The following is a 25772-nucleotide window of genomic DNA, read 5'->3' on the forward strand; positions in this document are numbered from 1 at the left end:
GCGCAACAGCCTGCAGCGCGGGGCGTTTTGCGCCCGGCGTGCGCGCTATGTCAGCGGATCGCGTTGAACAGCGACATCTGCTGCATCTGGGTGAAAATGGTCTGCGCGGCCTGCAGGGAAATCTGTTCCAGCTGGTACTGGCCGATGGCTTCGGCGTAGTCGAGGTCGCGCATGGCCGACAGGGTGGTCTTCAGGGTCACGCCGTTGGCGTCGCGCAAGGCGCCGGCATCGTCGATGGCCTTGAGCTGCGCACCGCCGGCGGCGCGGGCGTCGATGAATTTCTCCGAGGCACGGGCCACGTCACGGATGCCGGCCTGCAGGATGTTCTGCTGGCGGGCCACGGCGGTCGGATCGTCGGCGGCGTTGTCCAGCGCGTTGATCATGCCGTCCAGGGTGGAGAAGATGTCGCGGGCGTCGGCGGCGCCGATGCCGAAGCTGTCGCCGGCCTTGGGTTCGCCTTCGATCCGCATGGAAACGCCTTCGAACGTGATGTCTTCGCCGGCCTTGAAGGCGCCGGTCTTGACCACGGTATTGGTCGCATCCACCACTTCATAGGCGTCCGGGCCGGTGAAGCGCAGGGTGTAGCTGGCCCCATCCCAGTTGCCGGAAGCCGGGTCGCGGCCAAAGGTGGTGAGCACGCCGGTGCCGGTGTTGGTGCCGGCCGCGCCGCCGTCCAGGGTGCCATCGCCGGTGCGGATGCGCAGGAAGATCTCGCTGCCGGGCAGGGCGTCCTTGACGAAGGTGTCCGGCGCTACTTCCACTTGGCGCTGGGTCTGGTCGCCGTTGTAGGTGACCACGCCATTGCTGAGCTTGAACGGCGCATCGGCGTCGTCGGTGCCACCGAACAGGTAGCGGCCGGTGCCGTCAGTGGAATTGGCCAGCGACAGCAGGCCGTCGCGCACGCTCTTCAGTTCCGAGGCGATCGACTTCAGGTCGGCCGCCGACAGTGCCGGGTTGTTGGCCTGGATGGTCAGCTCGGTGATATGGGCCATCATTTCGCCGGCCTGGGCCAGTGCGTTTTCCTGCAGGCCGAGGCGGTTTTCGACCACATCGCCATTGCGGGCGAAGCGGTCCAGCTCGGCCACGGCGCGGTCCAGGCCGACCGCGGTGCCGGCGGCGACCGGGTCGTCCTTGGCGCTGACCAGCTTCTTGCCGGTGGCCAGCTGCTGCTCCAGGTGGTTCATCTTGCTCTGCTTGGCCATCATCATCGAGATGGACTGGTTGAACATCATCCCGGTGGAGATTCGGTTGTTCATCGCGAAACGGCTCCCAGGATGGTCTGGAACATGGTGTCGGCAGTGGAAATCAGCTGCGAGGCGGCCTGGTAGGCCTGCTGCAGCCGGAGCATGTCGGCGGCTTCTTCGTCCAGGTTGACCCCGGACACCGAGTCGCGCGAGGCCTGCGCCTGGTCGGTGATGACCTGCTGGGCCTGCAGCGAGTAGTCGGCCGCGCGTGCGGCCGAGCCCACCAGCGTGGTCAGGCCGCCCAGGGCACCGTTGAGGGTGACCGTGCCGGCGTTGAAGGTCTTGGCGTCTTCCACCTTGGCCAGCAGCAGCGCGTTGCTGTTGTCGCTGGAGCCGGCCGGGGTGGGGCTGATGTTGAAGCTGTCGCCGACCTTCGGCGCGCCATCGAGCACGAAGCTCCAGCCATTGGCGCTGATGGTCTGCCCAGCGGTATAGGTAAACGGCCCGGTGCCATCGATGGTGTATTCGGTGGCGCTGGTGAACACGATCGCGGCCGGATTGCGCAGGTTGGCGTTGGTGTAGTCGCTCACCGCCACGCCGCTGACCTTGCCGGTGCCGGTGTTGCTCAGGCCTGCGGCGGCCTTGATCGGCGCAGCCGCAGCAATGCGCGAGGTATCGGTGATCGCCACCGACAGGGTGCCGGCCACGCCGGCGGTGGGCTGCAGCAGGAAGCGGTCGTTCTGTGCCGGAGTGCCGGACATCACCATTTCCACGCCGTTGAGCACCAGCGGGTCGGCTGCGGTGCCGGTGCCGGTCATCGGCACGGCCGCACCGGTGTCGGCGCGCGTGGCCTGCCACGCACCGCCATCGAACTTCAGCACGATGTTCTGGCCGTCCAGCTTGGACAGGTCGCCGAAGCTGGCGCTGAAGCTGGCGGTGCCGGTATTGCCGGTGTTGCCGGTGACGCGCGGGTTGCCGTAGTTGAAGAAGTCGCCGCCCATGTTGCCGTACAGGTCAACGCCCTGGTGGTGGGTGTCGTTGAAGCTGCTGGCCAGGCCCACGGCGAGCTTGCCCAGCTCGGCCTGGGTGGGGGTGAGCACTGAATCGCGGAATTCGAGCAGGCCGCCGATCTGGCCGCCCAGGCTCTTCGGATCCAGGGTGATCTTCTGGCCCTGGGTTTCCATCGCCAGCTGCAGGCGCTCAGGCTGGTAGGGGTCGGTGACGGTGGTGACCTTGCTGGCGGTGGTGCCCACCACCACGGCCTGGCCGCCAGCGGTATAGACGTTCATGAAGCCGCCGTCCTGGATCACTGCGGTGCCGCCGGTGTAGCCGATCAGGTTGGCCACCAGCTGGTCGCGGCGGTCGAGCAGGTCCGGTGCGGCGGTATTGGCATTGCTGCCGATGGCGCCGTTGAGCTGGGCGATTTCCGCTGCCAGCCGGTTCACTTCGGAGGCGCCGGCGATCAGGCCGTTGTTGACCTCGCCATTGAGCGAATTGAGGCTTTCGTTGAGCTGCTTGAAGCGGCTGGCGAGGGTGCCGGCGTTGTCCAGCACGTTCTGGCGGTCGGCGGTGCCCGAGGCGTTGGAGGACAGGCCGCTGACCGTGTCGAAGAAGTTCGACCACACGCCGGACACATTGGTGGCGGTATCGGAGAACAGTGAATCCACGCGGTCGGCCAGGGTGGACAGCTGCTTCAGCCGCGCCAGTTCGCCGCTGCTGTCGAGCAGCCGCGAGATCGCCAGCTGGTCGGCCACGCGGCGCACGTCGGTGATGCGGGTGCCGTTGCCGATATCGCCATAGCCCAGGTTCTGCGGGCTGGCGGTGGCGAAGTCCACCTTCTGCCGGCTGTAGCCTGGCGTGTTGATGTTGGCGACGTTATGGCTGGTGGTGGCCAGTGCGCGCTGGAAGGCGAGCAGGGCGCTGGTGCCGGTGGAAAGTACGGACATGGGTTACCTCAACGACGGATTGCCCCCAGCCCGGCGGGGCTGGCGGTGCTGGCAAAGGTGCGGCCCAGGCGCTGGCTGGCATCGCCCACGGCGGCGATGGCGCGCTCGATGGTCGGGCCGCCGGCGATCGCGGCGATCTTGGCCGCGTAGCTGGGGTCGGTGGCGTAGCCGGCCTTCTGCAGGCCCTGGGCGAAGCCACGGACATCGCCGCCGGCCTGCAGCGCGTTCTGGTAGCGCGGACTGTTCTTGAGCAGTTTCACGTAGTCGGCAAAGCTGTCGCCGACCGAGCCGTAGGCCCGGAAACTGGCGGTTTCATTGCGGCGCACGCCATCGACGTACTCGTGGGTGCCGCTGGTGGCGCGCTCGCCATTCCAGCCGCTGGCCTTGATGCCGAACAGGTTGTGCGAGCTGCCGCCGCCATTGCGCTGCACCAGCTTGCGGCCCCAGCCGGTTTCCAGCGCGGCCTGGGCGACCAGCGCCTTGGCGTCCACGCCCAGTTCGCGCGCGGCCTGCTGCGCGTGGCCCCAGATGCTGGCCACGAAGCCTTCGGGGGTATGTGCGCCAAGCTGGGCGGCGGCAGTGCTGCCGGCCAGCGTGTCCACGGCGCTGGGGCCGGTGGTGGCGGCGGTGGTGCCGACGTCGCGCCAACGGTCGTCGGCCATTGCCCAGTTTTCGCCGGACGTATCGGTGGCGGGCGCGGCGCCGTACGGATCGCTGCGGCCGATCGCTTCATGCATCTGGCTGCTTTCACGTCCGGCAATCAGGTCCAGCGCACGCTCCATCGGCTGCAGCACCGCCGACGGTGCCTGCCCGCCAAGCTGCTGCAGCAGGTCCACTTCGCTCGGTGCGGAAGGCGCCGCACCGGAAGCGGGCAGGGCCATCGGCGCGGCGGCCGGCGCGTTGAGCCGGTAGGCGCGCAGCGCCGCGGCGGGATTCAGGCTGGTGTCGGTGGGCTTGGTGGCCTCGGTCCCGCCACCGCCGAGCTGGCGCGAGATCATCGCCGACAGCCCCAGGCCACGGCCCTTGGTCATCGCTTCGGCGATCTTCTGGTCGTACATGTCGCGGAACATCTGGTTTTCGCCGGGCAGCAGCGAATCGCCGAAACTGGCATCGCGCATGCTCTTGACCAGCATCTGCGCGAACTGGCCTTCCAGCTGGCGCGCGACCTTGTCGACCTTGGCCGGGCTGTTGGCCTGGGCCGGATTGAGCTCCAGTGACGGTTGGATGCGCATCAGATCACCTCGAGTTCGGCACTCAGCGCGCCGGCCTGCTTGAGCGCCTCCAGGATCGCGATCAGGTCGCCCGGGGCGGCGCCCACGGCATTGACCGCGTGCACGATCTCATCCAGGGTGCTGCCGCCGTTGAACTTGAACATGCGGCTGCCGTCGTTGGTGGCGGTGATGGTGGACTGCGGCGTGGCCACGGTCTGGCCACCGGCGAAGGCATTGGGCTGGCTGACGTTGGTGTTTTCGTTGATCGTCACGGTCAGCGAACCGTGCGAGATGGCCGCCGCGCCAACCCGCACCTGCGCGCCGATGACCACGGTGCCGGTACGCGAGTTGACCACCACCTTGGCCGGCGCGGTGCCGGGGGTGAGTTCCAGGTTTTCAATGCGGGCCAGCAGGCCGATGCGCGCGCCCGGGTCGTTGGGCGACTGCACCGCCACGGTGACGCCGTCCACGGCGCGCGCGGCGCCATCGCCGAAGGCGTTGTTCAGCGCGGCGACCATGCGCGACACCGTGGTGAAGTCGTTCTTGTGCAGGTTGAGCGTGATTTCGCCGCCAGCGCTGAACACGTCGGGCAGGGCACGCTCGACCGTGGCGCCATTCGGAATGCGGCCGACGCTGGGCACGTTGACCGATACCCGCGAGCCATCCTTGCCCTGTGCGCCGAAGCCGCCCACCACCAGGTTGCCCTGGGCGATGGCGTAGACCTGGCCATCGGCACCGCGCAGCGGCGCCATCAGCAGGGAACCGCCACGCAGCGACACCGCGTTGCCGATCGAGGACACGGTGATGTCGATCGGCTGGCCCGGTTTGGCGAACGGCGGCAGCTCGGCGTGGATCGCCACGGCAGCCACGTTCTTCAGCTGCGGATTGACGTTGGCCGGCACATTCACGCCCAGCTCGCCCAGCAGGTTCTTCAGGCTCTGCACGGTGAAGGGGGCCTGGCTGGTGCGGTCACCGCTGCCATCCAGGCCGACGACCAGGCCGTAGCCGACCAGCGCATTGCCGCGCACGCCGCCCACCTGCGCCAGGTCCTTGATCCGCTCAGCGGAGGCCGGCGCTGCGACCAAGAGCGCCAACAACGCAACGGCGATGTGTGGGAACCGGGAAAATTTCATATGCATCTCAGAACGGCACCAGCGCCGAGTTGAAGAAACGACTCAGCCAGCCCATCGCATTGGACTGGGCGACCGGGCCACGACCGCCGTACACGATGCGTGCATCGGCCACGCGGCTGGAGGGAATGGTGTTGTCCGGGAAGATGTCCGCCGCGCGCACGATGCCCTGTACCTGCACCAGCTCGTCGCCCTGGTTCAGCCGCAGGTTCTTGGCACCCTGCACGACCAGGTTGCCGTTGGGCAGGCGCTGCATCACGGTAACCGTCACGCTGCCCTGCAGGCGGTTGCTCTGCGCGCTGGTGCCCTTGCCGGTGAAGTCGCGCGAGCCGGTCGCGCTGGCGCCCAGGATGTCCTTGCCGCCCAGCGTCACCGGCGCACCGAACAGCGTGGGCGTGCCCAGCGCGAGGTTGGATTCCTTGTCGGTGCTGGTGTTGGCGGTGGTCTGCGCGGTGGTGCTTTCGGTCAGGGTGATGGTGAGCAGGTCGCCGACATCACGTGCGCGGCGGTCCGAATACAGCTGCAGGCCGGGGCCCGAGGCGTAGATCGCCCCGGCGGTGGCCGGCGCGCTGGGCGCGACCACGGGCACGACCGGCGCCATTGCCGGATACGGGCGCACATCGCCCGCGATGACGCAGCCGCCGAGCAGGGCGGTCACGGCGCTGGCGAGCAGCAGGCGAAGGGTAGGGCGCAGAGGCGACATGGCAGGTTCCCGGTTCAACCGATCAGACGTTGTTGTTGAGGTAGCCGAGCATGGAGTCGGTGGTGGAGATCGCCTTGGCGTTCATTTCGTAGGCGCGCTGGGTTTCGATCATCGACACCAGCTCTTCGACCACGTTGACGTTGCTGCCTTCCAGCGCACCCTGGACCACGCTGCCCAGGCCGTTCAGGCCGGGGTTGCCGTTCTGTGCGGGGCCCGAGGCGGTGGTTTCCAGGAACAGGTTTTCACCGCGTGCCTGCAGGCCGGCCGGATTGACGAAGTCGGTGAGGGTCAGCGCGCCGATTTCGACCGAGGCGGCGTCGTCGGCCATCTTCACGCTGATGGTGCCGTCGGTGCCGATGGTGAGCGACTGCGCGCCCTCGGGAATCTGGATGCCCGGCTGCACCGGGTAGCCGCTGTTGGTGACCAGTTCGCCCTGCTGGTTACGCTGGAACGAGCCGTCGCGGGTATACGCCGACGAACCATCGGGCATCTGCACTTCGAAGAAGCCGCGACCGTTCACCATCATGTCCAGCGCCCGGCCGGTCTGCTGCTGGCTGCCCTGTTCGAAGTTCTTGGAGGTGGCCACCACGCGCACGCCGGTACCCAGCTGCAGGCCGGTGGGCAGCTGCGTCTGGGCCGAAGAGGAACCGCCGGGCTGGCGCACCTGCTGGTACAGCAGGTCTTCGAAGCTGGCACGGTCCTGCTTGAAGCCGGTGGTGTTGGTGTTGGCGAGGTTGTTGGAAACCACCGACATGCGCGTCTGCTGCGCATCCAGTCCGGTCTTGGCGATCCACAATGCCTGGTTCATGGCCTTGTTCCTGTGTTGATGCGGGTGGCCACGTGAGGTGGCCGTTGTCCTGGCTGATGCATGGCGCGTGCCACAACCGCGCCGGAATTACGTCGGGGCGGCCGGTCAGCTGCCCAGGCGCAGCAGGGAGTTGGCGCTGCGGGCGTTTTCATCGCCGTGCTTGATCACCTTCACCTGCATTTCGTATTGCCGCTGCAGCTGGATCATCTGCACCAGTGCGCCGGCGGCATCCACGTTGCTGCCTTCGAGCTGGCCACTGTCCAGCGACTTGCCCTGGGCCTGCACGAACGGCTGCTGCGGGTCGGTGTTGCGCATCAACCCGTCCAGCCCGCGCTCCAGCCGCGCATCCTCGGCGGCGACCACGCGCAGGCGGCCGATCACCGCCATGGTCTGCGGGCCTTCGCCCTGCGGGATGATCGAGATGGTGCCGTCGTTGCCGATGTCCATCGCCTGGTGCGGCGGAATCGCGATCGGCGCCCCGTTCTCGTCCAGCACCGGATGGCCGCCGGCGGTCACCAGCTGGCCATTGGGCGTGATCGACAGCGATGCACCGCGGGTATAGGCCTCACCGCCCCCGGTCGGCGCCTGCACCGCCAGCCAGTTGCCTGCGTCCAGCGACAGGTCCAGCGCGTTGCCGGTGATGTGCTGCGCGCCCTGGCGCCGGTTGAAGCCGGCGTCCACGTGCAGGGCATCCACGCGCGAGGCGTAGCCGGCACCCTTGATCGGGAAGGCCTCGGTATTGGCGAGGGCTTCCTTGAATCCAGGCGTATCGGTGTTGGCCAGGTTGTGCGACAGCGTCCCCTGCGCCTGCAGGGACGCACGTGCACCGGTCATCGCGACGTAGAGTGCCTTGTCCATCGTTGTATTCCCGTGCTGCTGCGATCAGTGGCTCATCAACGGATGTTGATGATGGTCTGGGTGATCTGGTCCATCGTGGAGACCATCTGCGAGTTGGCCTGGAAGTTGCGCTGGGCGGTGATCATGTTCACCAGCTGCTCGGTCAGGTCCACCGTGGAGGCTTCCAGCGAACCGGCCTGCACCTTGCCAAGGTTGGAGCTGTCGGGCGCGCCGGTACGCGGGGTGCCGGAGCTGAAGGTTTCCACCCACAGGTTGTTGCCCTTGGCTTCCAGGCCCTGCGAGTTGTTGAAGGTGGTGAGCGCGACCTGGCCCAGCGGCTTGTCGTCGCCGTTGGTGTAGCGGGCATAGACCACGCCCTCTTCGGACACGGTGATTTCGTTGAGCTTGCCGGCGGCGTAGCCGTCCTGCTGGGTGTTGCGCAGCGCGAACTTCTCGCCGTACTGGGTCGACCCGGTGACATCCAGGGTCATCGCCAGGGTGCCGGCGCCGGTGGTCGGGGTGAACGGGTCCATCACGATCTGGCCGTTGGCCGGGGTGGTCAGCGCGCCGGCATCGTTGAAGGTCAACGTGGTCGGGGTGCCCACGGCCTGGCCATCGACGTAGTTGTAGACCTGCCATTCGTTGGCGGTGGCCGTCTTGACGAAGTACGAGGTCTGGGTGTGGCTCACGCCCAGCGAGTCGTACACGGTGATGCCGCCGGTGGACTGGTTGTAGCTGTTGGAATCGGTCGGGTCGAACGTGGCCAGGGTCGGCTGCTTGGCGTTGGCCGGCAGGGTGAACGCCACGTTGACCTTGCCGGTCTGCTTGGGCGGGCTGTCGGTGGTGAGCAGCTGCAGGTCGGTCAGGCGGCCGCTGTCGAAGCTGGTGCCGTCGGCGTTGGGCGCGAACACCTGCAGGCGCGCACCCTGCGGGTTGGTCACGTAGCCGGCCTGGTCGGTCTGGAAGTTGCCGGCGCGCGAGTACACGCGGGCGCCGTTCATGCTCATGGTGAAGAAGCCTTCGCCGGAGATCGCCATGTCCAGGCTGCGTCCGGTCTGCTCGTTGTTGCCCTGCGAGAACTGCTGGGCCACGTTGGTCAGGCGCACGCCCGAACCTACTGCATTCTTGGACAGGCCATAGCTGGTGGCCGAGAACAGGTCGGCGAACTCGGCGCGCGATTCCTTGAAGCCGGTGGTGTTGACGTTGGCGATGTTGTTCGCGGTGACGTTCAGGTCGGCATTGGCGGCATTGATGCCGGACAGCGAGATGTTGAAGCCCATGGGATTCTCCTTGGATGCGTGACGAAGGGACTCAGCTGACGCGCAGCACGTAGTCGATCGGGGCCGTGCCCAGGCCCTTGAGGTTGAGGTAGAGGCCGTCCGAGCCGACGGTGACGCTTTCCACCGGTGCTTCGACGTAGGTGTTGATCTTGGTCTGGGTACCGGCGCTGTCGGTGTGGGTGGCGGCGATGGTGTAACTGCCGGCGGCCATGCGGTTGCCGTTGGCATCCTTGCCATCCCAGTTGAAGGTCACTTCGCCGGCTTCCTTGGCTTCCACGCTGAGCTGGGTCACCTTCACGCCGTTGGCGTCGGTGATGTCCACGGTGACGTAGCCGGCGCCGGGCGCAGCGACCATGCCGCTGGTATCGCCTTCGGTTTCCAGCTGCCACTTGGTGGAGGGCACCAGCACGTCATGGCCGACCAGCGCCGCGCCGCGCAGCACCTGGTCGCCGGCCATCGATTCCTGGAAGCCCTGGACGGTGCTGTTGAGGTCATTGATGCCCTGCACCTGCGACAGCTGCGCCATCTGCGCCACCATCTGGGTGTTGTCCATTGGCTTGAGCGGATCCTGGTGCTGCAGCTGCTCGGTCATCAGGCGCAGGAAGTCGGCCTGGTCCAGGGTGTCCTTCTTCTTGGTGGTGCTGCTGTTGGGTGCGTTCAGGCCCAAGGCGCTGTAGATGTCGGTGTTGCCGACGCCGCTGGTGCTGCTCATGACGGTATGTCCTGCAATAAGAAGGGTCAGCGACCCATGGTCAGGGTGGCCAGCGCCAGTTCCTTGGCGGTGGTGAGCATCTCCACGCCGGCCTGGTAATTGCGCGAGGTCGAGATCAGGTTGACCATCTGGGCGACGGGGTCGACATCGGGCTGGTAGATGTAGCCATCGCCATCGGCCAGGGGGTGGCCGGGCTCGTAGCGCTTGATCGGCGCGGCGTTGCTCTGGCTGATTTCCTTGACCTGGACGGTGGTGATGTTCGGGTCGGTGCGGCTGGTGACCGACTGGAAGATCGGCTCGAGCGGCTTGTACACGGCATCGGCCGAGCCGGCGACGGTGTCGGCGTTGGACAGGTTGGAGGCCAGCGTGCTCATGCGCACGGACTGGGCCTGCAGCGCGGAGCCGGCGATATCGAAGATGGGCAGGTTGCTCATGGCTTATTGCCCCGTGATCGCGGTGAGCATGGAGCGCACCTTGGATTCGACGAAGCTCAGCGAGGCGCGATATTCCAGCGCGGCGCGGCCATAGGCGGCGCGTTCGGCATCGGGATCGACGGTATTGCCGTCGATGCTCGGCTGCACGCCTTCCTTGGTGATCTGGAACGGGTTGAGCCCACCGCCGATGCTGAAGTGCTGCTCATTGGTGGTCCGCATGAGCCCGTTGCTGTCGGCACCCTGGGCGTTGCGCAGGGCGGCATCGAAGTCCAGGTCCTGGGCCTTGTACCCGGGAGTATCGGCATTGCTCAGGTTGCTGGCGATCAGCTTCATCCGCTGCTCGCGCAACGGCATGGCCTGGGCATGGACACCCAGATAGTCGGAAATCAGGTTGGGCATGGCGCTCTCCCACGGGACGATGTGGGGGAGGCTGCAAGGGCCGTGCCAGAACGGGCAACCGCGCCGAACCGAAGGCCTTGGTTGATTGACCGGGATCCCCATGGGGCCGTAAAAATTCGTAGCCCCGGCCGTTGGCCGGAAACCGCGCGCAGCGCGGCCCAAGCGTCCGAAGCCGGCGGGTTATCGATCGCGGCCAACATCCCGGCGTTTAGTGGTTCCGAAGCCGCCCGTCACGCGCTCATGTCGCCTGATACACGGTTTCGTTCTGGTTGCACACCCGGACGTACGGTCCCGACCGACAGCCTGTCAGGCTCCGGACCCTTGGGCCGCGCTGCGCGCGGTGTCCGGCCAACGGCCGGGGCTACGAATTTTTACGGGCCCATTTGGGTCCGGATCAATCAACCAAGGTCAACGGCCGGTCAGGCCGCCAGGGCGACCTTCCGGAGGCGATCCAGCACGAAATCGGCCAGTTCGTGTGGGGAATACTTGGCCACGAAGGCGTTGGCGCCGACCCGCTCGACCATGGCGTTGTTGAATACGCCCGAGAGGGAGGTGTGCAGCAGCACGTACAGGCCGGCCAGGCCCGGATGGCGACGGATTTCCGTCGTCAGGGTGTAGCCGTCCATGGCCGGCATTTCGATGTCCGAAATGACCATGGCGTAACGCTCGGCCGGGTTTTCGCCGGCGGCGTGGATCTGCAGCAGGTGGTCCAGCGCCTGCTTGCCGTCCGAGAGCAGGGTGGCGCCCACGCCCAGCTGGTCCAGCACGCTGCGGATCTGCTGGCGGGCAACCCGCGAGTCGTCCACCACCAGCACCTGCAGCTGCGGGGCGTCGGCCGGCAGCGCCATCGAGGGGTCCAGCACGGCCTCGCCACGCACCTGGGCAATGTCGGCCAGCACGCTTTCCACGTCGATCACCTGGATCAGCTCGCCCTGGAAGCGGGTCACGGCGGTCAGGTAGCTCGATTCGGCGCCCAGCTCCGGCGGCGGGTGGATGTCTTCGACCGCGATGTTGACGATGCGCTCCACGCCGCTGACCAGGAAGCCCTGGATCGAGCGGTTGAATTCGGTCACCACCAGGTAGCCCGGCGACTTGTCGGCGTCCGGCTCGCGCTCGGGGTGGCCGATCGCCAGGCCCAGGTCCAGCACCGGTACCGAGCGGCCGCGCACGTCGGCCACGCCGGCGAACTGGCTGGGCAGCCCGGGTACCTGGAACAGGTCCGGCCGGCGCAGGACTTCCTGCACCTTGAACACGTTGACGCCAAAAAGCTGACGTCCGCCAAGGCGGAACAGCAGCAGGGCCAGGCGGTTGTGGCCCGCCAGGCGCGTGCGCTGGTCGATGCGGTTGAGCAGGTCATGTGACATGGGGGATGTATCGGCGGCATTGGCAATCACTTGAGCGCCGCGCGCCGTGCATGAACGGCACGGCCCTTGCAGGGTGCTGCGCATGTGCCTTGCCCCGGAGCCGCCATGCGTATCCTTCCTATAGTTGTCGCGCTGATCGCGTTGGCCGGTGCGTCCCCGCACGCCCAGGCCGCTGGCGGCTGGCAGCCGGTGGACAGCATCCGTGCCGCCGCGCTGTCCACGTTGCCGGCGGGCAGCGAAGGCGACACCACCCTGGATTCGGCGCTGCGCCTGCCGGCCTGCGGCCAGGACCTGCGCGCCCAGCCCACCGGCACCAGCACCGTGGAGGTGAGCTGCCCCGACGCGGGTGGCTGGCGCCTGTTCGTACCGGTGAAGGTGCGCCGCAACCAGACCGTGCTGATCCTCAATCGGGGCATTGCCGCTGGAGAAACGCTGGGGGTGGCCGATATCACTACGGCACAGCGAGACGTAGCCCGCATTGCCGGTGCCGCCCTGGCCGACCCGGCCGTGGCGGTGGGGCGGGTGGCGCGGCGTACGCTGAGTGCCGGCAGCCTGCTGTCGGCCAACGACCTGGTCGCCCAGCGTCTCATCCGCCGCGGCGACAGCGTTGCCCTGGTCTCGCGTTTTGGTGGGGTCGAAGTCCGGGTGGCGGGGAAGGCTCTGGCCGATGCAGGTGAAAATGAACGCGTATCCGTGGAAAATCTGTCGTCACGCAAGGTGGTCCAGGGCACGGTGGCGGCCAGCGGCGACGTTTTTGTGACGCGCTGACCACTCCAGCACGCAAAATCTCCTAAAGATGCCGGCCCCCGTGCCGTTATCCCTTGTGAACCGTAACTCCCAGGACAACCCATGAGCCAGAAAATCGACGGCAACCTGCAGGCGACCGCCCATCTGCGCAGCATTGCGCCGGGTAACAAGCCCAGCGTGAGCACCGATGCCCCGGCGCGGCCGGTGGAAGCGGCCGACAGCCTGAAGCTGACCGGCGAGGCCACCAGCCTGCAGGCACTGCAGCGCGAACTGAGCACCGCCCCGGCGATCGATGCCGGCCGCGTGCAGGCCGTGCGCGAGTCGCTGCAGAACGGCACGTACAAGATCAATCCGGACGCGATCGCCTCGCGCATGCTTGAGCTGGACCAGCAGCTGCAGAAATGAAGCTGGCCATGAGCGAGCCATTGCAGCGCCTCAGCGATGCCTTGGACGTCGAACGCCAGGCCTTGGTGGAGCATGACGTCCAGTCCCTGATCCGCGCCACCAGCGCCAAGCTCGATGCGCTGCGTGCGCTGGAGCAGGTGTTGCCGGTGGGGCAGAACGAACGCCTGCAGGAGCTGGCCGAGCGCAACCGCGCCAACGGCGTGCTGCTGGCGCGCCGCCGCCGCGAGGTCAACTGGGCACTGCGCCAGCTGGGCCGCAGCGAAGCCTCCTCGGCGTACGACGCCAAGGGCCAGGCCAACACCCTGCACACGCGCAGGCCGCTGGCCGTCGCCTAGGCGCCAACACGGATATAGTGGGCACCTGTTTCGACTGCCCCGATGTGACCGTGACCGCGCCCACCACTTTTGTCACCGCACCGCTGCCGCCGCAGCCGGTTCTGCTTGCGCTGTTCGAGCGCATCAATGAAGGCGTGCTCCTGTTCCGTGATGACGGCAGCGTGGCCGTGGCCAACGCCGCCGTGCGCGGCATGCTCGGCCAGGCCGAGATCGATGCCGGCGTGGATCCCGCGCAATGGCTGCGCCAGCTGCTGCCGCCCGATGCGCTGGAGCATGCGCGCCTGCACGGCCACTGGAACGGCAGCCTGCCCGTGGGCGAACGCATGGTCATCGCGCATGTCTACCAGCAGGAAGACGCCGGCCGGCTTCATTACCTGGCGCTGTTCCGTCGCATCGAAGGCCAGGAAGACTACGAACGCGAGCTGCAGCAGCGCCACGCCGAGCTGCGGCAGGCCTACCTGCGCCTCAACGGCACCCAGGAAAAACTGCTGCAGTCGGAAAAGATGGCCTCCATCGGCCAGCTCGCCGCCGGCGTCGCGCACGAGATCAACAATCCCATCGGCTACGTCCACTCCAACCTGGGCAGCCTGCAGGAATACCTGCGCAGCCTGTTCACCGTGATCGAAGCCTACGAGCGGGCACTGCGCGCGCCGGACCCGAAGGCGCTGATTCCCGAGATCGACGATATCCGCAACCGCTTCGACATCGATTTCATCAGCCGCGACCTGCCGCAGCTGATGGCCGAATCACGCGAAGGCATCGAGCGGGTCACCCGGATCGTGCGTGACCTGAAGGACTTCTCGTACTCGGGCCGCGACGAATCGTGGAAGCTGGTCGACCTGCACTCGGGTCTTGAGTCCACGATCAACATCATCTGGAACGAGCTCAAGTACAAGGTGACGCTGCACCGCGAGTTCGGCCAGCTGCCGCTGGTGGAATGCCTGCCGTCCGAGCTCAACCAGGTCTACATGAACCTGCTGCTCAATGCGGGCCACGCCATCGCCGAGCGCGGCACCATCACCGTGCGCACCGGCGTGGACGGCGACTACGTCTGGGTGGAATTCGAAGACACCGGTGGCGGCATTTCGCCGGACCTGCGCCAGCGCATCTTCGATCCGTTCTTCACCACCAAGCCGGTGGGTAGCGGCACCGGGCTGGGGCTGTCGATTTCCTACAGCATCATCAACAAACACCACGGGCGGATCGACCTGGACAGCACCCCGGGCGTCGGGTCGCGGTTCCGGTTGGTGTTGCCGATCAAGCAACCGCGCTGACGGAACCGGTGGCCCCGGCCGTTGGCCGGATGCCTTTCGTTCCGGGTTCATGAACGCCTGATGGGCGGCTTCGGATGCTCTACACGTCGGACATTTCACTGATTGCGGTGTTCTTGCCGCCTTCGGATGCCTGGGCCGCGCTGCGCGCGGTGTCCGGCCAACGGCCGGGGCTACTAGTTTTTACGGGCCCATTGGGATTGGGATCAATCAACCAGTTTCATTCGCCTTCCGGCGCCGGTATCGCAACAGGTTGGGCGGTATTGGCGCGCCGTTGCTCTTCGTGCGTGCGGAACGCCTGGTGGATGTGCTTGCGCAGCTCGTCGTCGTTCCAGGGCTTGGTCAGGAAGCGGTAGATCGCGCCGCGGTTGATCGCGTCGGTGACCGTGTTGAGGTCGGTGTAGCCCGACAGGACCAGCCGGATCGTGTCCGGGTACAGCATCTTCACCCGGCCCAGGAACTCCGTGCCGCTCATGTCGCTCATGCGCTGGTCCGACAGGATCACCTGCACGTCGTTGATCGCCAGCAGGTCGAACGCATCGCGCACGTTGCCCGCCGCCAGGATCCGGTAGCCATCGCGGCGGAACAGGCGCACCAGCGAACGCAGCACGTTCTCCTCGTCGTCCAGCAGCAGCAGCGTGCGGTCCGGGCGGGTTTCGGCGAACGCTTCCGGGCGCAGGTAGCGCCGGCGCAGGGTCATGCCCGCCGCGTCGGCCGACATCGGCTCGCCGAACAGGTAACCCTGGAACACGTCGCAGTCATTGCGGCGCAGGAAGCCCAGCTGTGCCTGCGACTCCACCCCGTTGGCGATCACCGTCATGCCCAGCTGGTGGCCCATGGCGATGATCGCGCGCGCAATGGCCGCCTCGCGGTTTCCGGCCGGCGCGCTCTTGATGAAGCTGCGGTCGATCTTCAGCTTGTCCACCGGATAGCGCACCAGCGCGCTCAGGCTGGAATCGCCGGTGCCGAAGTTGTCCAGGCTAAGGCTGATGCCTTCATTGCGCAGGTTCACCAGCGTTTCGTGCACGAAGTTGACGTTGTTGGTCAGCGCACTTTCGTTGATTTCCAGCGTGAGCATCTGCGCCGGCACCCCGGCGGTCTGCATCAGCGCCATCACCTCACCGAAGAAGTTCGGACGCAGCAGCTGCAGCGTCGACACGTTCACCGCGATGGTGAAGTCATCGAAGCCCAGGTCCCGCCAGAGCCTGGCCTGCTTCAGTGCGCCCTCCAGCACCCACGTGCCGATCTGCACGATGATGCCCAGCCGCTCGGCGGTGCGCATGAAACGCTCCGGCACCAGCATGCCCAGCGTCGGTGACTGCCAGCGCAGCAGCGCCTCCATCCCGACCACATGGCCATCGCGGGCGCTCACCAGCGGCTGGTAGCGCAGCTTCAGCTCGCCATTGGGAATGGCGTCCACGATCTGGCGCGCGATGATGCTCTCGCTGTGCGCGCTGGACGGGGTATTGACCGCGTGGATGCGCACGGCATTGCCGCCCTCGCGGGCGGCCTGGTACAGCGCGTCCTCGGCATGGTCGAGCAGGCGCGAGGTCTCTGTCGCATGCTCCGGACACAGGCTGACGCCGAGCTTGCCGGTCATGAACAGCGTATACGGCAGCACCGAGAGCGGCAGCTCCAGCTGCTGCCGGATCTCTTCGGCCAGGTCGTCCGGCAGTGGCAGGTCGGCGGTGCGGGGTACCGCGATCAGGAATTCATCGCTGCCATGCCGCCACAGCTTGCCGCGCCCGCGCAGGTGGTGCTGCAGGCGCTGGGCCACCAGCACCAGCGCCTGATCGCCGACCTCGGCGCTCATGTTCTCGTTGACCGACGCGAAGTGGTCGATATCCACGTGCATCAGCATCAACGGCGTGCCACCGGAGGCGGCCTCGGCCACCATCGCCTGCAGCGCAGGATTGCCGGCACCCAGCCGGGGCGGCGCGTCCTCGATGCTGACCAGGGGCAGGGAAGGGTTCCACATCACTCAATATTCCACGGTATCGGGGGTGGCCACGCCATCGCTGCGGTAAGGCAGGAACAGGTCGACCAGGGTGCCGGCGCCATGCGCCGACTCGATCTTGAGGGTGCCGCCGGCGCTCTGCGCGCGTTCGCGCATGACGATCAGGCCCAGTCCGCGCGGGCCGTCGGGGTCGAAACCTTCGCCGTCATCGCGCACCTGCAGGTGCAGGCCATGGTCCTGCACGTCCTGCAGCGTCAGGTGCACCTGGCTGGCGCGCGCATGGCGCAGCACATTGGTCAGGCTTTCCTGGGCGATGCGGAAACAGGCCTGCTCGATCTCACCCTGCGGCCGTCGCGGCAGCGCCGCGATGTCGGCCAGCAGTTCGATCGGCGAGGAACGGAACAGCACCCCGGCCTGCCAGCGCAACGCCGCCTCCAGGCCCAGTGCGTCCAGCTGCGGCGGGCGCAGCAGGGTGGAGATGTCGCGCAGCTTGCCCACCGTGGTGTCGGCCAGCTGGATGATCTGCTCCAGGTCTTCGCCGCGCCGTTGCGGATCGGCTTCATCCTGCGCCGCATATGCCGACAGCTTCATGGCGGTGATGGCCTGGCCGATATCGTCGTGGAGGTCGCGCGAGATCGCGCGGCGCTCGTCTTCCTGCAGCGAGAACAGGCGCCCGGCCATGGCCTGCAGCTCGCGGTTGCTGGTTTCAAGCGCCTCGCGGATACGCTCCGGCTCGCTCAGGTCGCGCACGATCAGCAGCTTGCAGTTGCGCCCGCCGTAACGCACCTCGCCCACCGCCAGGCCGGCCTGGAAGCCTTCGCCGTCCAGCCGGCGCATGCCGATGACTTCACTGCCGCTGCTGGGCAGGGGAATGGTGGCGAACAGCTGCGCGCGGACCCGGGACAGGTCGGTGGCGGCTACCAGCGCCGACAGCGGCTCGCCCAGCAGCGTGTGTTGCCCGTAGCCGAACTGGGCCGCGGCGCAGGCATTGGCATACAGCACGTGTTCGTCGGAGAGGATCACCACGCCGTCGGGCAGCACCCGGACCAGTTCGCGGAACTGCTCCTCACGCTCGCGCAGCAGGCGCCGCGAGTGTTCGCGCTCGGTGACATCCTGCAGGGTGCCCAGCACGCGCGGGCGCCCGGCGTCGTCGGTGCCGCTCTCGGCGCGCAGGTGGACCATCAAGGCGCGACCGTCCATGGCCAGCAGCGGCAGCAGTACGTCGATCTGCACCTGCTCACCCCGCATGTCCTGCAGCAGCTGTTCGCTCAGTGCGGCGGTGGACGGATCGGCCGGCACCAGCAGCTCGTCGAAGCGGTGCCAGCGCCGCGCTTCCGGCGGGCGCCGGCCCAGCAGGTGGTAGACCTGGTTGGAGTACTGGCCCATACCCGTGGCGGGGTCGACTTCCCACGCGCCGATCCGGGCCATTTCATGGGCTTCCTCGACACGGGCCAGGGCCTGGTCGCGGCGGCGCAGCGCCTGGTCTTCGCGGGTCCGGTCGATGGCGATCAACAGCCGCGCCGGGCGGCCGGCGTAATCGAGGTAGTTGCTGCGCATTTCGATCCGCCGCGGGCTGCCGTCCTTCAACAGCAGGTCGGCGGTAAGCACGCATAGCTGGTCCGGCTGGGCCCGGATCTGGTCAAGCTTGGCGGCCAGGACTGCTTCGTCGCCCGCTGGCCACAGCGCGGTCATCGGCAGGGCAGTGAACTCCTCGCGCGTCCAGCCGAACAGGCTGCACGCGGCCGGGTTCACGTCCAGGATCTCCAGCGTGTCCAGGTCGTACACCAGGATCGGCCCGGGGTTGCCCTCGAACAGCTGCCGGTGGCGCTGCTCGGAGTGCTCCAGCTTCGCGTGGGTCTGCAGCACGTGGTGGGCCAGCGGGCGCAGCAGCAGGTAGATCAGCGCGCCGCTGAGGATGACGAAGAACGCCCCTTTGGCGGTCTGCCAGCGCGCGGCCGTGGCCAGGTCGGCGGTGAGCACCTGCACGGCGGCGTCGCTGCACAGGATCCAGACCAGGGCCAGCACCAGATAGCCGAGCACCACCCGCCAGCGATCGCGGCGCAGGGCCTGGGCGAGCGGGTGGTCACGGCGGTGCGGTGCGGGCGGGCCGGGCGGGACGACAGGCATGGGGCGCGACGGGAAGGGGTTGGGTGGGCGGTCCATAGTAGTGGCTGGGACACCCCGGGCGCACGCGAGGCTCAACTATCGACCAGAACAGCCGCTAACGATTGCGTTCCCGGCTGTCGGGTGCGTTATCGGAGTCATACCGCGTGGACCAAGGCATCATCGCGAGTCTGCTGCAGCACCCCCTGGCCTCGGCCCTGGTCATCCTGGACCGGACCGGGCGCCCGCTCGCCGCCAATCCGGCCGCGCGCGAACATGGGTTGCCGGCTACCGTGGCGGCCTACGGCGAGCTGCTGGAAGACCTGCGGCTGCTGGCCGCCGATGGCGGCCTGGTGCCGTGCCAGCTGCCGGGCGGGCCCCGTGGACGCTTCGATGGCTGGATGCGCGCCGTGCACGACGCCGACGGCAACCTGCTGGCCTTCACCCTCAGCGTGCCCGAACCGGTCGCCGCCTACGCGGGCAGCCGCTGGGAAGTGGCGCTGGACCACGCCGGGCACGGCTTGTGGGACTGGGACCTGCCCAGCGACGCCGTGACCCGTTCGCAGCGCTGGCATGACGTGCCGGCCGGCGTGGACGAACACGCGGCGGCAGAGGCCGGGCAGGCGCTGCTGGCGCCTGTGCATCCCGATGACCAGGCCGCGGTGCGCGCGGCGCTTGACGCGCACCTGCGCGGCGAAGGCGAGGTGTACACCGCCCAGTACCGCCTGCGCCATCCCGAAGGCGAGTGGCGCTGGGTGCTCGATCGCGGCCGCGTGGTGGCCCGAACCGTCGACGGACAGCCGCTGCGCATGGTCGGCACCCACACCGACATCCAGGCACAGAAACAGATGGAAGCCCTGCTGCTGGAACAGCAGGTGCACCTGCGCGAGGCGCAGCGCATCGCCAGCATGGGCAGCTGGTCGTGGGACCCGGACAGCCGCCAGTTCTGGTGGTCGCCGGAGTTCCGGGCGCTGCTCGGCGTGGGCGATGCCCCGTTGAACAGCCGCCGGCACTGGCTGCGCCTGCTGGAACCGCGTTCGCGCGGCCTGCTGCGGCAGGCCTGGCGGCGCATGCTGCGCGATGGCAAGCCCAGCACGCTGGCGCTGGAGCTGCCGCGCGGGAACGACAGCGCGCTGCACCTGCGATTGTGGATGCAGCCGCTGTTGGGCCCGGACGGGCGCATCCAGCGCCTGCTGGGCCAAGTCCAGAACATCACCGAACAGCACCAGACCGATGCGCTCATCCGCTGGCGGACCGAGCTGCTGAACCGGGTCTCGGCGCTGGGCAGGATCGGCGGTTGCGAGATCGACGTGGCCACCCGCCACATGCAGTGGACCGAGGAGTGCTACCGCATCCACGGGCTGCGCAAGGAACCGATCACCCTGGACCAGGCGCTGGCGCTGTACACGCAGGATTCGCGCGATGCATTCGAGGCCGCACTGGCGCGCATTGCCGCCGGCGGCCTGCCCGAACAGCTGGACCTGTGTTTCTACCGCCAGTCCGGGCTGCGCGTCTGGGTGCAGGTGCTGGTCGAGCTGGACCATCGCGATGGCCTGCCAACCCGCTTCGTGGTGCTGTTCCGTGACATCACCCGCGAACGCGAAGCCAACGAGCGGATCGAGCTGCTGGCCCATTATGACCTGCTCACCGGCCTGCCCAACCGCATGCTGCTGCGCGAGCAGACCGCCGACGCCATCGAGGAAGCGCGCGATCGCGGCGCGCCGTTGGCGATGCTGTTCATCGACCTGGATGGTTTCAAGACCATCAACGACACCTTCGGCCACGCCACCGGCGATGCGCTGCTCAAGGCAGCGGCGGCGCGGCTGCACCAGAACCTGCGCAACGCCGACCTGTTCGGGCGCTTCAGCGGCGATGAGTTCATCGTGGTGCTGCGCGATCTGGCCGATCCGGAAGATGCCGGGCACGTGGCGCGCAAGCTGATCGCATCGCTGGCCGAGCCACTGCAACGGGGCGACCACACCCTGAAAGTGGGCGCCAGCGTGGGCATCGCGATGCTTGACGAAGGACGCACCGATTTCGATTCCCTGCTGCGCGCAGCCGATGCGGCCATGTATGCCGCCAAGGAAGCCGGCCGCAATACCTACCAGTACTACAGCCAGGACGCGCTGCTGCGGATCCAGCGCAAGCTGGAGATCGAGCATGCGCTGCTGGGCGCCATCGAGCGCGAAGAGTTCAGCCTGGCCTACCAGCCGCTGCTGCATGCCGCGCAGGACCAGCCGCCGGCCATCGAGGCGCTGCTGCGCTGGCACCGCCCGGGGATTGGCTACTGCAGTCCGGCCGAGTTCATTCCCATTGCCGAGAAGTGCGGCGAGATCGTGCGCATCGGCGACTGGGTGCTGGCCGAGGCCTGCCGCCAGGCGGCGGCGTGGGACCGGGCCGGGCTGACCTTCGACCGGATCGCGGTGAACGTGTCGGCCGTGCAGCTGCGCGACCGTGGTTTTGCCGAGCGGGTGATCGGCATCTGCCACGCCCATGGCTGGGCACCGCAGCGGCTGGAGCTGGAGCTGACCGAATCGGCGCTGATCCGTGACACCGACGTGCTGCGGCATTGCTTCGATGTGCTGGAGCGGCACGGCGTGCCCTTGGCGGTAGACGATTTCGGTACCGGCTTCTCCAACCTGCACTACCTCAACCGTTTCCCGGTGGGCCGCCTGAAGATCGACCGCAGCTTCGTGCAGGGCATGCTCCACGATGCCGGTACCGCCGAGGTCACCCAGGCCATCGTGCACCTGGGCCACGCCCTGGGCATGAAAGTGGTGGCCGAAGGCGTGGAAACCGAGCAGGAAGAAGCGATGCTGCGCCGCCAGGGCTGCGATGAGATCCAGGGCTACCTGTATTCGCGTCCGCTGACCCCGCGTGACCTGGCCCAGTGGCTGAAGCACGGTGGCGGACAGATGCAGGCGATTCCCGCCCCGGCTGGTGACGCGTTGCGGATTCCGGTCGCCCCCTGACGGTGCGTGGGCCGGCCAACGGCCGGCGCTACCGGTGTCCGGTGCCCGTTGATGATCCCGATACCGTCGTGTCCATGACCGTTGACGAGCCTGTGGTGGGTTGATTCCGATCCACGGATTGTCACGGGCCCATCGGGACCCGTATCAACCAACCCTGTCGCCGCTCAATCCCAGGTCCCACGCCAATCCCGCCAATGCGGGATCCAGCGGCGTTGCCGCCGGTGCGGTCGCCATCATTCCCGCCAGTTCCCGTTGCGCCTGCTGTTCCAGCGCCGCCAACAGCGCACGCCCGCTCTTCGGCACTACGGGCGCCAGAGCAGGGGGCATGACGTCGCCCGCAGCGTCGGGCAACGCGCCGTTACCGGCAGGAATCAATTGGGAGGGGGCAGCGTTCAACAGCATGCGGCAGTCTTCAGCAGATGGGTCAGGGTGCTACACGCACGAAAGCCCCGGCAATGCCGGGGCCCTCGTGGAATGCCGTTGCCGGCACGAATGGCAGGTCAGAACAGTTCAACCGCACCGGCTGCCATGCTCTGCTGGCTCACCGGCTTGTGCGGCGGGCGTTCCCACTCGCTGCGCATTTCGCGCAGGCGGTTGCCGGTACGCTGCAGCGCGGTGGCCACTTCGGCATCGAACACGCCGCCGTTACGGTGCAGCAGCTCCTGCAGGCCGACCGCTTCACGGTTGATCGAGGTCAGGCGGTCCAGGTGGGTGTGCACGCCGCCCAGGGCCTGGGTGGCGATGTCCTCGAACTGCAGGGCGCGCACGGCTTCGGCCACGCTGCTGTCGATGGCACGGCCGCACTCGGAGATCTCGCGCATGCCTTCGCCCAGCGACGCGTTGATCTGCGCCACGTTGTCGAGCATGGCCGCCGCTTCGTGACGCGCTTCGCGGGAGCGGTCCATGTCCCGCGAGGCCATGTTGGAGACCGTCTCGCGGACCTTGGCGATGGCGTCCTTGGAGCTGTGCGCCAGCTTGCGGATCTGCTCGTTGAAGGTGGTGGAGCGCTCGGAGAGGTTGCGCACTTCGTCGGCCACCACCGCGAAGCCGCGACCGGCTTCACCGGCACGGGCTGCTTCGATGGCAGCGTTCAGCGCCAGCAGGTTGGTCTGGTCGGCGATCGACTTGACGTCTTCCAGCAGCGCGAAGATGCCATCCAGGTGCTGCGCCATCTGGTCGATGTGCTGCACGGTGTTGCTGCTCTGGCCGCTGACCTGTTCCAGCGCTTCCACCAGCTGTTCCATGCGGTGGCTGGCGTGCTGGGCGAAACGGGCCACGTCGACGCCGGCGCCGCCGTCTTCACCGGCGCGGTCAACGATCCGGGCCAGTGCCTGGCTCTGCTGGCGGGACTTGCGGTTCATGGCATCGAAGCTGCCACCCAGGCCGGCCACGGCCTGGCGGATCAGGTCACGGGCGCGTTCGATTTCGCCACGGGAACCGTCGATTTCGTTGCCGACGAACGAGCGCAGCTCGGTCAGCAGCTGGTCCTGTTCCCGCATCATGCGGGCATGCTCGGGCGAGCGCTGGGTCTGGGCGCGGGCGGTCCACCACGCGAACCCCAGCCAGCTGAGCGTCATCGTGGTCAGGATCGCCCAGCGCAGGGCGGCCGGCCATTCAAAGCCGATGGCGAAGGGAAGCAGCAGGGTCAGGACCAGGGGGGCGGCCAGACTAGTGAAGAGGCGTGAGTACATGGACGTTCTCGGGGAGGTGCACAGAGGATGTATCGGCCGTACCCCCGTTTGCTTTAGCCGCCGTGCACCATTTTTTATCGAAGCTGACGGTCCACCGCTTCGATCATCGCCTTGCGCGAGATCAGGAAATCCCAGTACTGGCCGCCGGTCTGGCGCCACAGCACCGCCGAACGCACCGCCGCCAGCAGCAGTGCGCGGATCTCGGCCACCACCCCGGCCTGGCCCAGGTAGTGCGGGTTGCCCTGGACCATCACCCGCGGTTTGAGGTGGCTGATGGTGTCGGCATACAGTCCACCCAGGCTGGACAGCACGTCCGGGTGGGCACTGTCGTTCAGCTCGGCGGCCTGGCGCTGGGCACGGGCGATGCCCTGGCTGACCTGCTCGACCACGGCGTTCTCGCGCACGAAGCGGCGCTCCAGCTGCAGCACGGCCAATGCCAACCGCGGCAGGATCTCGTCCTGGCCCTGGTTGCGGAAATAGTTGTGCAGCAGGCGCAGGCCCGGGGCCAGGTTGGCGGCGCTGCCATAGATGGCCTGCGGGCTGTCAGCGTCGATCCGGAACACGCTGTCGATGGCGGTGCGGACCACGCTGGCCTCGGAATGGCCGGTTTCGGCGATGCGGCGCACCTGCTGCAGCGCCTGGGCGATGCCAGCCAGGGCAAGGACGCGGTCGTCGATGGAAAAACTCATGCAGCAGATACCTCGAAGGGGGAAGGGGCGGTGCGCAGGCGCTGCTCCAGCGGCGCATCGGTGGCGGCGATCACCGCGCCACCCAGGCAGACCTCGTCGTCATACAACACCAGGGATTGCCCGGGGGTGACGGCACGCTGCGGCCGCGCGAAACGCACGTCCACGCTGCCATCGTCGCGCACCCGCACCGTGCAGGGCTCGTCCGGCTGGCGGTAGCGGGTCTGCGCGGTGCACTCGAATTCGCGCGCAGGCGGTGCGCCGGCGATCCAGTGGGCAGTTTCCGAATGCAGGCGGGTCGACTGCAGCCAGGGGCTCTCGCGGTCCTGGTCCACGTACAGCACGTTGCTGGCCACGTCCTTGCCCACCACGTACCACGGGGCCGCCGGGCGGCCCCGCACGCCGCCGATGTTCAGGCCTTCGCGCTGGCCCAGGGTGAAATAGAACACCCCGGGGTGCTCGGCGATGCGGTTGCCGTCCGGGTCCTGGATTTCACCGGTACGCGCCGGCAGGTAACGGCCCAGGAACTCGCGGAAGTCCCGCTCGCCGATGAAACAGATGCCGGTGGAGTCCTTCTTGGCGTGGGTCGGCAGGCGCGCATCGCGGGCAATGCGGCGCAGGTCGTTCTTCTGCAGGTCGCCGATCGGGAACAGGGTGGCGGCCAGCTGGGCCTGGCCCAGTTGGTGCAGGAAGTAGCTCTGGTCCTTGCTGCGGTCGGCGCCGCGCAGCAGTGCCCAGCGCCCACCCACCTGGGCCACGCGGGCGTAGTGGCCGGTGGCGATGCGTTCGGCGCCCAGCTCGCGGGCCGCGTCCAGGAAGTGCTTGAACTTCACTTCGCGGTTGCACAGTACGTCCGGGTTGGGGGTGCGCCCGGCCGCGTATTCGGCCAGGAAGTGTTCGAACACGCCCTGCCAGTATTCGCTGGAGAAGTCGCGGAAGTGAAACGGAATGTCGAGCAGGCCGCACACCGCGACCGCATCGCGGCGGTCGTCTTCCGCGCGGCAATCGCCACTGCCGTCGTCGGCCCAGTTCTGCATGAACAGCCCGGCCACCGGCTCGGCCTGCTGGACCAGCCGCCAGGCGGCCACGGACGAATCCACGCCGCCGGAAACGCCGACCATGATGCGCGGGGTGCTCATGCAACCTCCTTCACGATCGACAGCGGGTGGCGCTGGCCGGCCAGGAAGTCGGCAACGACCTCCCAGACCAGCGGACTGCGCAGCCGCGAGGGCTCGGCCTGCAGCTCGGCCGGGTCCAGCCACAGCGCGCGCAGGATGCCGGTGTCCAGCGGTCGGGCAGGGTCATGCGAGATCGGCTCGGCCGCGTAGGCGAAGCGCAGGAACGGCGTGCCGTCGGGCGCGGTCCACTGGTAGGTGCCGATGAAGGCGGTCAGCCGCACCGTCCAGCCCGATTCTTCCAGGGTCTCGCGCACGGCGGCGGCGGCCAGGCTTTCGCCCGGCTCCAGGTGCCCGGCCGGCTGGTTGAGCACCGCGCGGCCGTCGATGGCTTCTTCCACCAGCAACAGGCGCCCGTCCCGCACCACCACGGTGGCCACGGTCACGTGCGGCGCCCAGCGCAGGTCCTGCACTTCGTTCAC

At 67.8% G+C, this 25772-nt stretch carries 24 protein-coding genes; 5 read left to right on the forward strand and 19 right to left on the reverse strand.

Going from position 1 to position 25772, the window contains the following annotated elements; all coding sequences use genetic code 11:
- Nucleotides 1–50: 50 nt before the first annotated feature.
- The 12 genes from flgL to V9K91_RS14350 form a co-directional block, all read right to left on the reverse strand.
- A complete protein-coding gene (gene flgL / locus V9K91_RS14295) occupies nucleotides 51–1256 on the reverse strand; it encodes a flagellar hook-associated protein FlgL (RefSeq protein WP_095364318.1) in 1206 nt (401 codons plus the stop codon).
- The gene (gene flgK / locus V9K91_RS14300) at nucleotides 1253–3130 is read right to left on the reverse strand and encodes a flagellar hook-associated protein FlgK (RefSeq protein ID WP_307107017.1); all 1878 of its coding nucleotides are present in this window, start codon (nucleotides 3128–3130) and stop codon (nucleotides 1253–1255) included. Before flgK ends, flgL begins: the two co-directional genes overlap by 4 nt.
- Nucleotides 3131–3138: 8 nt before the next feature.
- A complete protein-coding gene (locus tag V9K91_RS14305; protein WP_307107016.1) occupies nucleotides 3139–4362 on the reverse strand; it encodes a glucosaminidase domain-containing protein in 1224 nt (407 codons plus the stop codon).
- Nucleotides 4362–5474, reverse strand: coding sequence for a flagellar basal body P-ring protein FlgI (locus V9K91_RS14310; RefSeq protein ID WP_095364315.1), 1113 nt, complete (start codon nucleotides 5472–5474; stop codon nucleotides 4362–4364). The genes V9K91_RS14305 and V9K91_RS14310 overlap by 1 nt, the downstream gene beginning before the upstream one ends.
- A 7-nt stretch (nucleotides 5475–5481) precedes the next feature.
- Nucleotides 5482–6174 (reverse strand): flagellar basal body L-ring protein FlgH, encoded by a 693-nt coding sequence (flgH, locus tag V9K91_RS14315; protein ID WP_068851731.1) that lies wholly within the window; start codon nucleotides 6172–6174, stop codon nucleotides 5482–5484.
- Nucleotides 6175–6196: 22 nt separating this feature from the next.
- Complete coding sequence (gene flgG, locus V9K91_RS14320) at nucleotides 6197–6982, reverse strand: flagellar basal-body rod protein FlgG (protein WP_336443440.1); 786 nt, start codon at nucleotides 6980–6982, stop codon at nucleotides 6197–6199.
- A 105-nt stretch (nucleotides 6983–7087) separates the two neighbouring features.
- The gene (locus tag V9K91_RS14325; protein ID WP_068851737.1) at nucleotides 7088–7840 is read right to left on the reverse strand and encodes a flagellar basal body rod protein FlgF; all 753 of its coding nucleotides are present in this window, start codon (nucleotides 7838–7840) and stop codon (nucleotides 7088–7090) included.
- Nucleotides 7841–7875: 35 nt separating this feature from the next.
- Nucleotides 7876–9099 (reverse strand): flagellar hook protein FlgE, encoded by a 1224-nt coding sequence (flgE, locus tag V9K91_RS14330; protein ID WP_068851739.1) that lies wholly within the window; start codon nucleotides 9097–9099, stop codon nucleotides 7876–7878.
- Between the two features lie 31 nt (nucleotides 9100–9130).
- Nucleotides 9131–9811: a flagellar hook capping FlgD N-terminal domain-containing protein gene (locus tag V9K91_RS14335; protein ID WP_093532817.1), complete on the reverse strand. Its 681-nt coding sequence runs from the start codon at nucleotides 9809–9811 to the stop codon at nucleotides 9131–9133.
- A gap of 26 nt (nucleotides 9812–9837) precedes the next feature.
- A complete protein-coding gene (flgC, locus tag V9K91_RS14340) occupies nucleotides 9838–10245 on the reverse strand; it encodes a flagellar basal body rod protein FlgC (RefSeq protein WP_068851745.1) in 408 nt (135 codons plus the stop codon).
- 3 nt (nucleotides 10246–10248) lie between these two features.
- A complete protein-coding gene (gene flgB, locus V9K91_RS14345) occupies nucleotides 10249–10644 on the reverse strand; it encodes a flagellar basal body rod protein FlgB (RefSeq protein ID WP_068851748.1) in 396 nt (131 codons plus the stop codon).
- 419 nt (nucleotides 10645–11063) lie between these two features.
- Nucleotides 11064–12008, reverse strand: coding sequence for a chemotaxis protein (locus tag V9K91_RS14350; protein ID WP_068851752.1), 945 nt, complete (start codon nucleotides 12006–12008; stop codon nucleotides 11064–11066).
- 105 nt (nucleotides 12009–12113) lie between these two features.
- On the opposite strand from V9K91_RS14350, the gene flgA reads away from it, so the two are divergent.
- The 4 genes from flgA to V9K91_RS14370 all read left to right on the forward strand — a co-directional run bounded on the left by flgA (nucleotide 12114) and on the right by V9K91_RS14370 (nucleotide 14769).
- On the forward strand, nucleotides 12114–12776 hold the full coding sequence (gene flgA, locus V9K91_RS14355; protein WP_068851755.1) for a flagellar basal body P-ring formation chaperone FlgA: 663 nt from the start codon (nucleotides 12114–12116) through the stop codon (nucleotides 12774–12776).
- Between the two features lie 81 nt (nucleotides 12777–12857).
- Nucleotides 12858–13160, forward strand: coding sequence for a flagellar biosynthesis anti-sigma factor FlgM (gene flgM / locus V9K91_RS14360; RefSeq protein ID WP_068851758.1), 303 nt, complete (start codon nucleotides 12858–12860; stop codon nucleotides 13158–13160).
- Nucleotides 13157–13495 (forward strand): flagellar protein FlgN, encoded by a 339-nt coding sequence (locus V9K91_RS14365; RefSeq protein ID WP_093532818.1) that lies wholly within the window; start codon nucleotides 13157–13159, stop codon nucleotides 13493–13495. Before flgM ends, V9K91_RS14365 begins: the two co-directional genes overlap by 4 nt.
- A gap of 44 nt (nucleotides 13496–13539) precedes the next feature.
- A complete protein-coding gene (locus tag V9K91_RS14370) occupies nucleotides 13540–14769 on the forward strand; it encodes an ATP-binding protein (RefSeq protein WP_179197305.1) in 1230 nt (409 codons plus the stop codon).
- Nucleotides 14770–14986: 217 nt separating this feature from the next.
- On the opposite strand, the gene V9K91_RS14375 is transcribed toward V9K91_RS14370, so the two are convergent.
- A complete protein-coding gene (locus tag V9K91_RS14375) occupies nucleotides 14987–16744 on the reverse strand; it encodes an EAL domain-containing protein (RefSeq protein ID WP_095364313.1) in 1758 nt (585 codons plus the stop codon).
- 3 nt (nucleotides 16745–16747) lie between these two features.
- Nucleotides 16748–18850 (reverse strand): PAS domain S-box protein, encoded by a 2103-nt coding sequence (locus V9K91_RS14380; protein WP_095364312.1) that lies wholly within the window; start codon nucleotides 18848–18850, stop codon nucleotides 16748–16750.
- A 143-nt stretch (nucleotides 18851–18993) separates the two neighbouring features.
- Here V9K91_RS14380 and V9K91_RS14385 point away from each other — a divergent pair, with 143 nt between their 5' ends.
- Nucleotides 18994–21798 carry a bifunctional diguanylate cyclase/phosphodiesterase gene (locus tag V9K91_RS14385; RefSeq protein ID WP_095364311.1) on the forward strand — a complete coding sequence of 935 codons (2805 nt, stop codon included), beginning with the start codon at nucleotides 18994–18996 and terminating at the stop codon, nucleotides 21796–21798.
- Nucleotides 21799–21942: 144 nt separating this feature from the next.
- Here V9K91_RS14385 and V9K91_RS14390 read toward each other — a convergent pair whose 3' ends face one another.
- The 5 genes from V9K91_RS14390 to V9K91_RS14410 form a co-directional block, all read right to left on the reverse strand.
- Nucleotides 21943–22125 carry a hypothetical protein gene (locus tag V9K91_RS14390; protein ID WP_249834252.1) on the reverse strand — a complete coding sequence of 61 codons (183 nt, stop codon included), beginning with the start codon at nucleotides 22123–22125 and terminating at the stop codon, nucleotides 21943–21945.
- A 173-nt stretch (nucleotides 22126–22298) separates the two neighbouring features.
- Nucleotides 22299–23489: a methyl-accepting chemotaxis protein gene (locus tag V9K91_RS14395; RefSeq protein ID WP_068851775.1), complete on the reverse strand. Its 1191-nt coding sequence runs from the start codon at nucleotides 23487–23489 to the stop codon at nucleotides 22299–22301.
- Between the two features lie 74 nt (nucleotides 23490–23563).
- Entirely contained in the window at nucleotides 23564–24178 is a 615-nt protein-coding gene (gene hflD, locus V9K91_RS14400; RefSeq protein ID WP_093536709.1) for a high frequency lysogenization protein HflD, read from the reverse strand.
- The gene (gene mnmA / locus V9K91_RS14405) at nucleotides 24175–25314 is read right to left on the reverse strand and encodes a tRNA 2-thiouridine(34) synthase MnmA (RefSeq protein ID WP_093536707.1); all 1140 of its coding nucleotides are present in this window, start codon (nucleotides 25312–25314) and stop codon (nucleotides 24175–24177) included. The genes hflD and mnmA overlap by 4 nt, the downstream gene beginning before the upstream one ends.
- The gene (locus tag V9K91_RS14410; RefSeq protein WP_095364310.1) at nucleotides 25311–25772 is read right to left on the reverse strand and encodes an NUDIX hydrolase; all 462 of its coding nucleotides are present in this window, start codon (nucleotides 25770–25772) and stop codon (nucleotides 25311–25313) included. The genes mnmA and V9K91_RS14410 overlap by 4 nt, the downstream gene beginning before the upstream one ends.

This window comes from Stenotrophomonas sp. CCNWLW57 (genome assembly GCF_037203925.1).
Lineage (GTDB): Bacteria > Pseudomonadota > Gammaproteobacteria > Xanthomonadales > Xanthomonadaceae > Stenotrophomonas > Stenotrophomonas rhizophila_A.

Excerpts from the sequence above, each read along its gene's own strand:
- flgH (WP_068851731.1), bottom strand. The coding sequence starts at position 6,174 with ATGTCGCCTCTGCGCCCTACCCTTCGCCTGCTGCTCGCCAGCGCCGTG.
- flgA (WP_068851755.1), top strand. The coding sequence starts at position 12,114 with ATGCGTATCCTTCCTATAGTTGTCGCGCTGATCGCGTTGGCCGGTGCG.
- V9K91_RS14390 (WP_249834252.1), bottom strand. The coding sequence starts at position 22,125 with ATGCCCCCTGCTCTGGCGCCCGTAGTGCCGAAGAGCGGGCGTGCGCTG.
- flgG (WP_336443440.1), bottom strand. The coding sequence starts at position 6,982 with ATGAACCAGGCATTGTGGATCGCCAAGACCGGACTGGATGCGCAGCAG.
- flgM (WP_068851758.1), top strand. The coding sequence starts at position 12,858 with ATGAGCCAGAAAATCGACGGCAACCTGCAGGCGACCGCCCATCTGCGC.
- V9K91_RS14310 (WP_095364315.1), bottom strand. The coding sequence starts at position 5,474 with ATGAAATTTTCCCGGTTCCCACACATCGCCGTTGCGTTGTTGGCGCTC.
- V9K91_RS14380 (WP_095364312.1), bottom strand. The coding sequence starts at position 18,850 with ATGCCTGTCGTCCCGCCCGGCCCGCCCGCACCGCACCGCCGTGACCAC.
- hflD (WP_093536709.1), bottom strand. The coding sequence starts at position 24,178 with ATGAGTTTTTCCATCGACGACCGCGTCCTTGCCCTGGCTGGCATCGCC.
- V9K91_RS14325 (WP_068851737.1), bottom strand. The coding sequence starts at position 7,840 with ATGGACAAGGCACTCTACGTCGCGATGACCGGTGCACGTGCGTCCCTG.
- flgC (WP_068851745.1), bottom strand. The coding sequence starts at position 10,245 with ATGAGCAACCTGCCCATCTTCGATATCGCCGGCTCCGCGCTGCAGGCC.
- flgK (WP_307107017.1), bottom strand. The coding sequence starts at position 3,130 with ATGTCCGTACTTTCCACCGGCACCAGCGCCCTGCTCGCCTTCCAGCGC.
- V9K91_RS14350 (WP_068851752.1), bottom strand. The coding sequence starts at position 12,008 with ATGTCACATGACCTGCTCAACCGCATCGACCAGCGCACGCGCCTGGCG.
- mnmA (WP_093536707.1), bottom strand. The coding sequence starts at position 25,314 with ATGAGCACCCCGCGCATCATGGTCGGCGTTTCCGGCGGCGTGGATTCG.
- V9K91_RS14395 (WP_068851775.1), bottom strand. The coding sequence starts at position 23,489 with ATGTACTCACGCCTCTTCACTAGTCTGGCCGCCCCCCTGGTCCTGACC.
- V9K91_RS14375 (WP_095364313.1), bottom strand. The coding sequence starts at position 16,744 with ATGTGGAACCCTTCCCTGCCCCTGGTCAGCATCGAGGACGCGCCGCCC.
- V9K91_RS14305 (WP_307107016.1), bottom strand. The coding sequence starts at position 4,362 with ATGCGCATCCAACCGTCACTGGAGCTCAATCCGGCCCAGGCCAACAGC.
- V9K91_RS14365 (WP_093532818.1), top strand. The coding sequence starts at position 13,157 with ATGAAGCTGGCCATGAGCGAGCCATTGCAGCGCCTCAGCGATGCCTTG.
- V9K91_RS14335 (WP_093532817.1), bottom strand. The coding sequence starts at position 9,811 with ATGAGCAGCACCAGCGGCGTCGGCAACACCGACATCTACAGCGCCTTG.
- flgB (WP_068851748.1), bottom strand. The coding sequence starts at position 10,644 with ATGCCCAACCTGATTTCCGACTATCTGGGTGTCCATGCCCAGGCCATG.
- flgL (WP_095364318.1), bottom strand. The coding sequence starts at position 1,256 with ATGAACAACCGAATCTCCACCGGGATGATGTTCAACCAGTCCATCTCG.
- flgE (WP_068851739.1), bottom strand. The coding sequence starts at position 9,099 with ATGGGCTTCAACATCTCGCTGTCCGGCATCAATGCCGCCAATGCCGAC.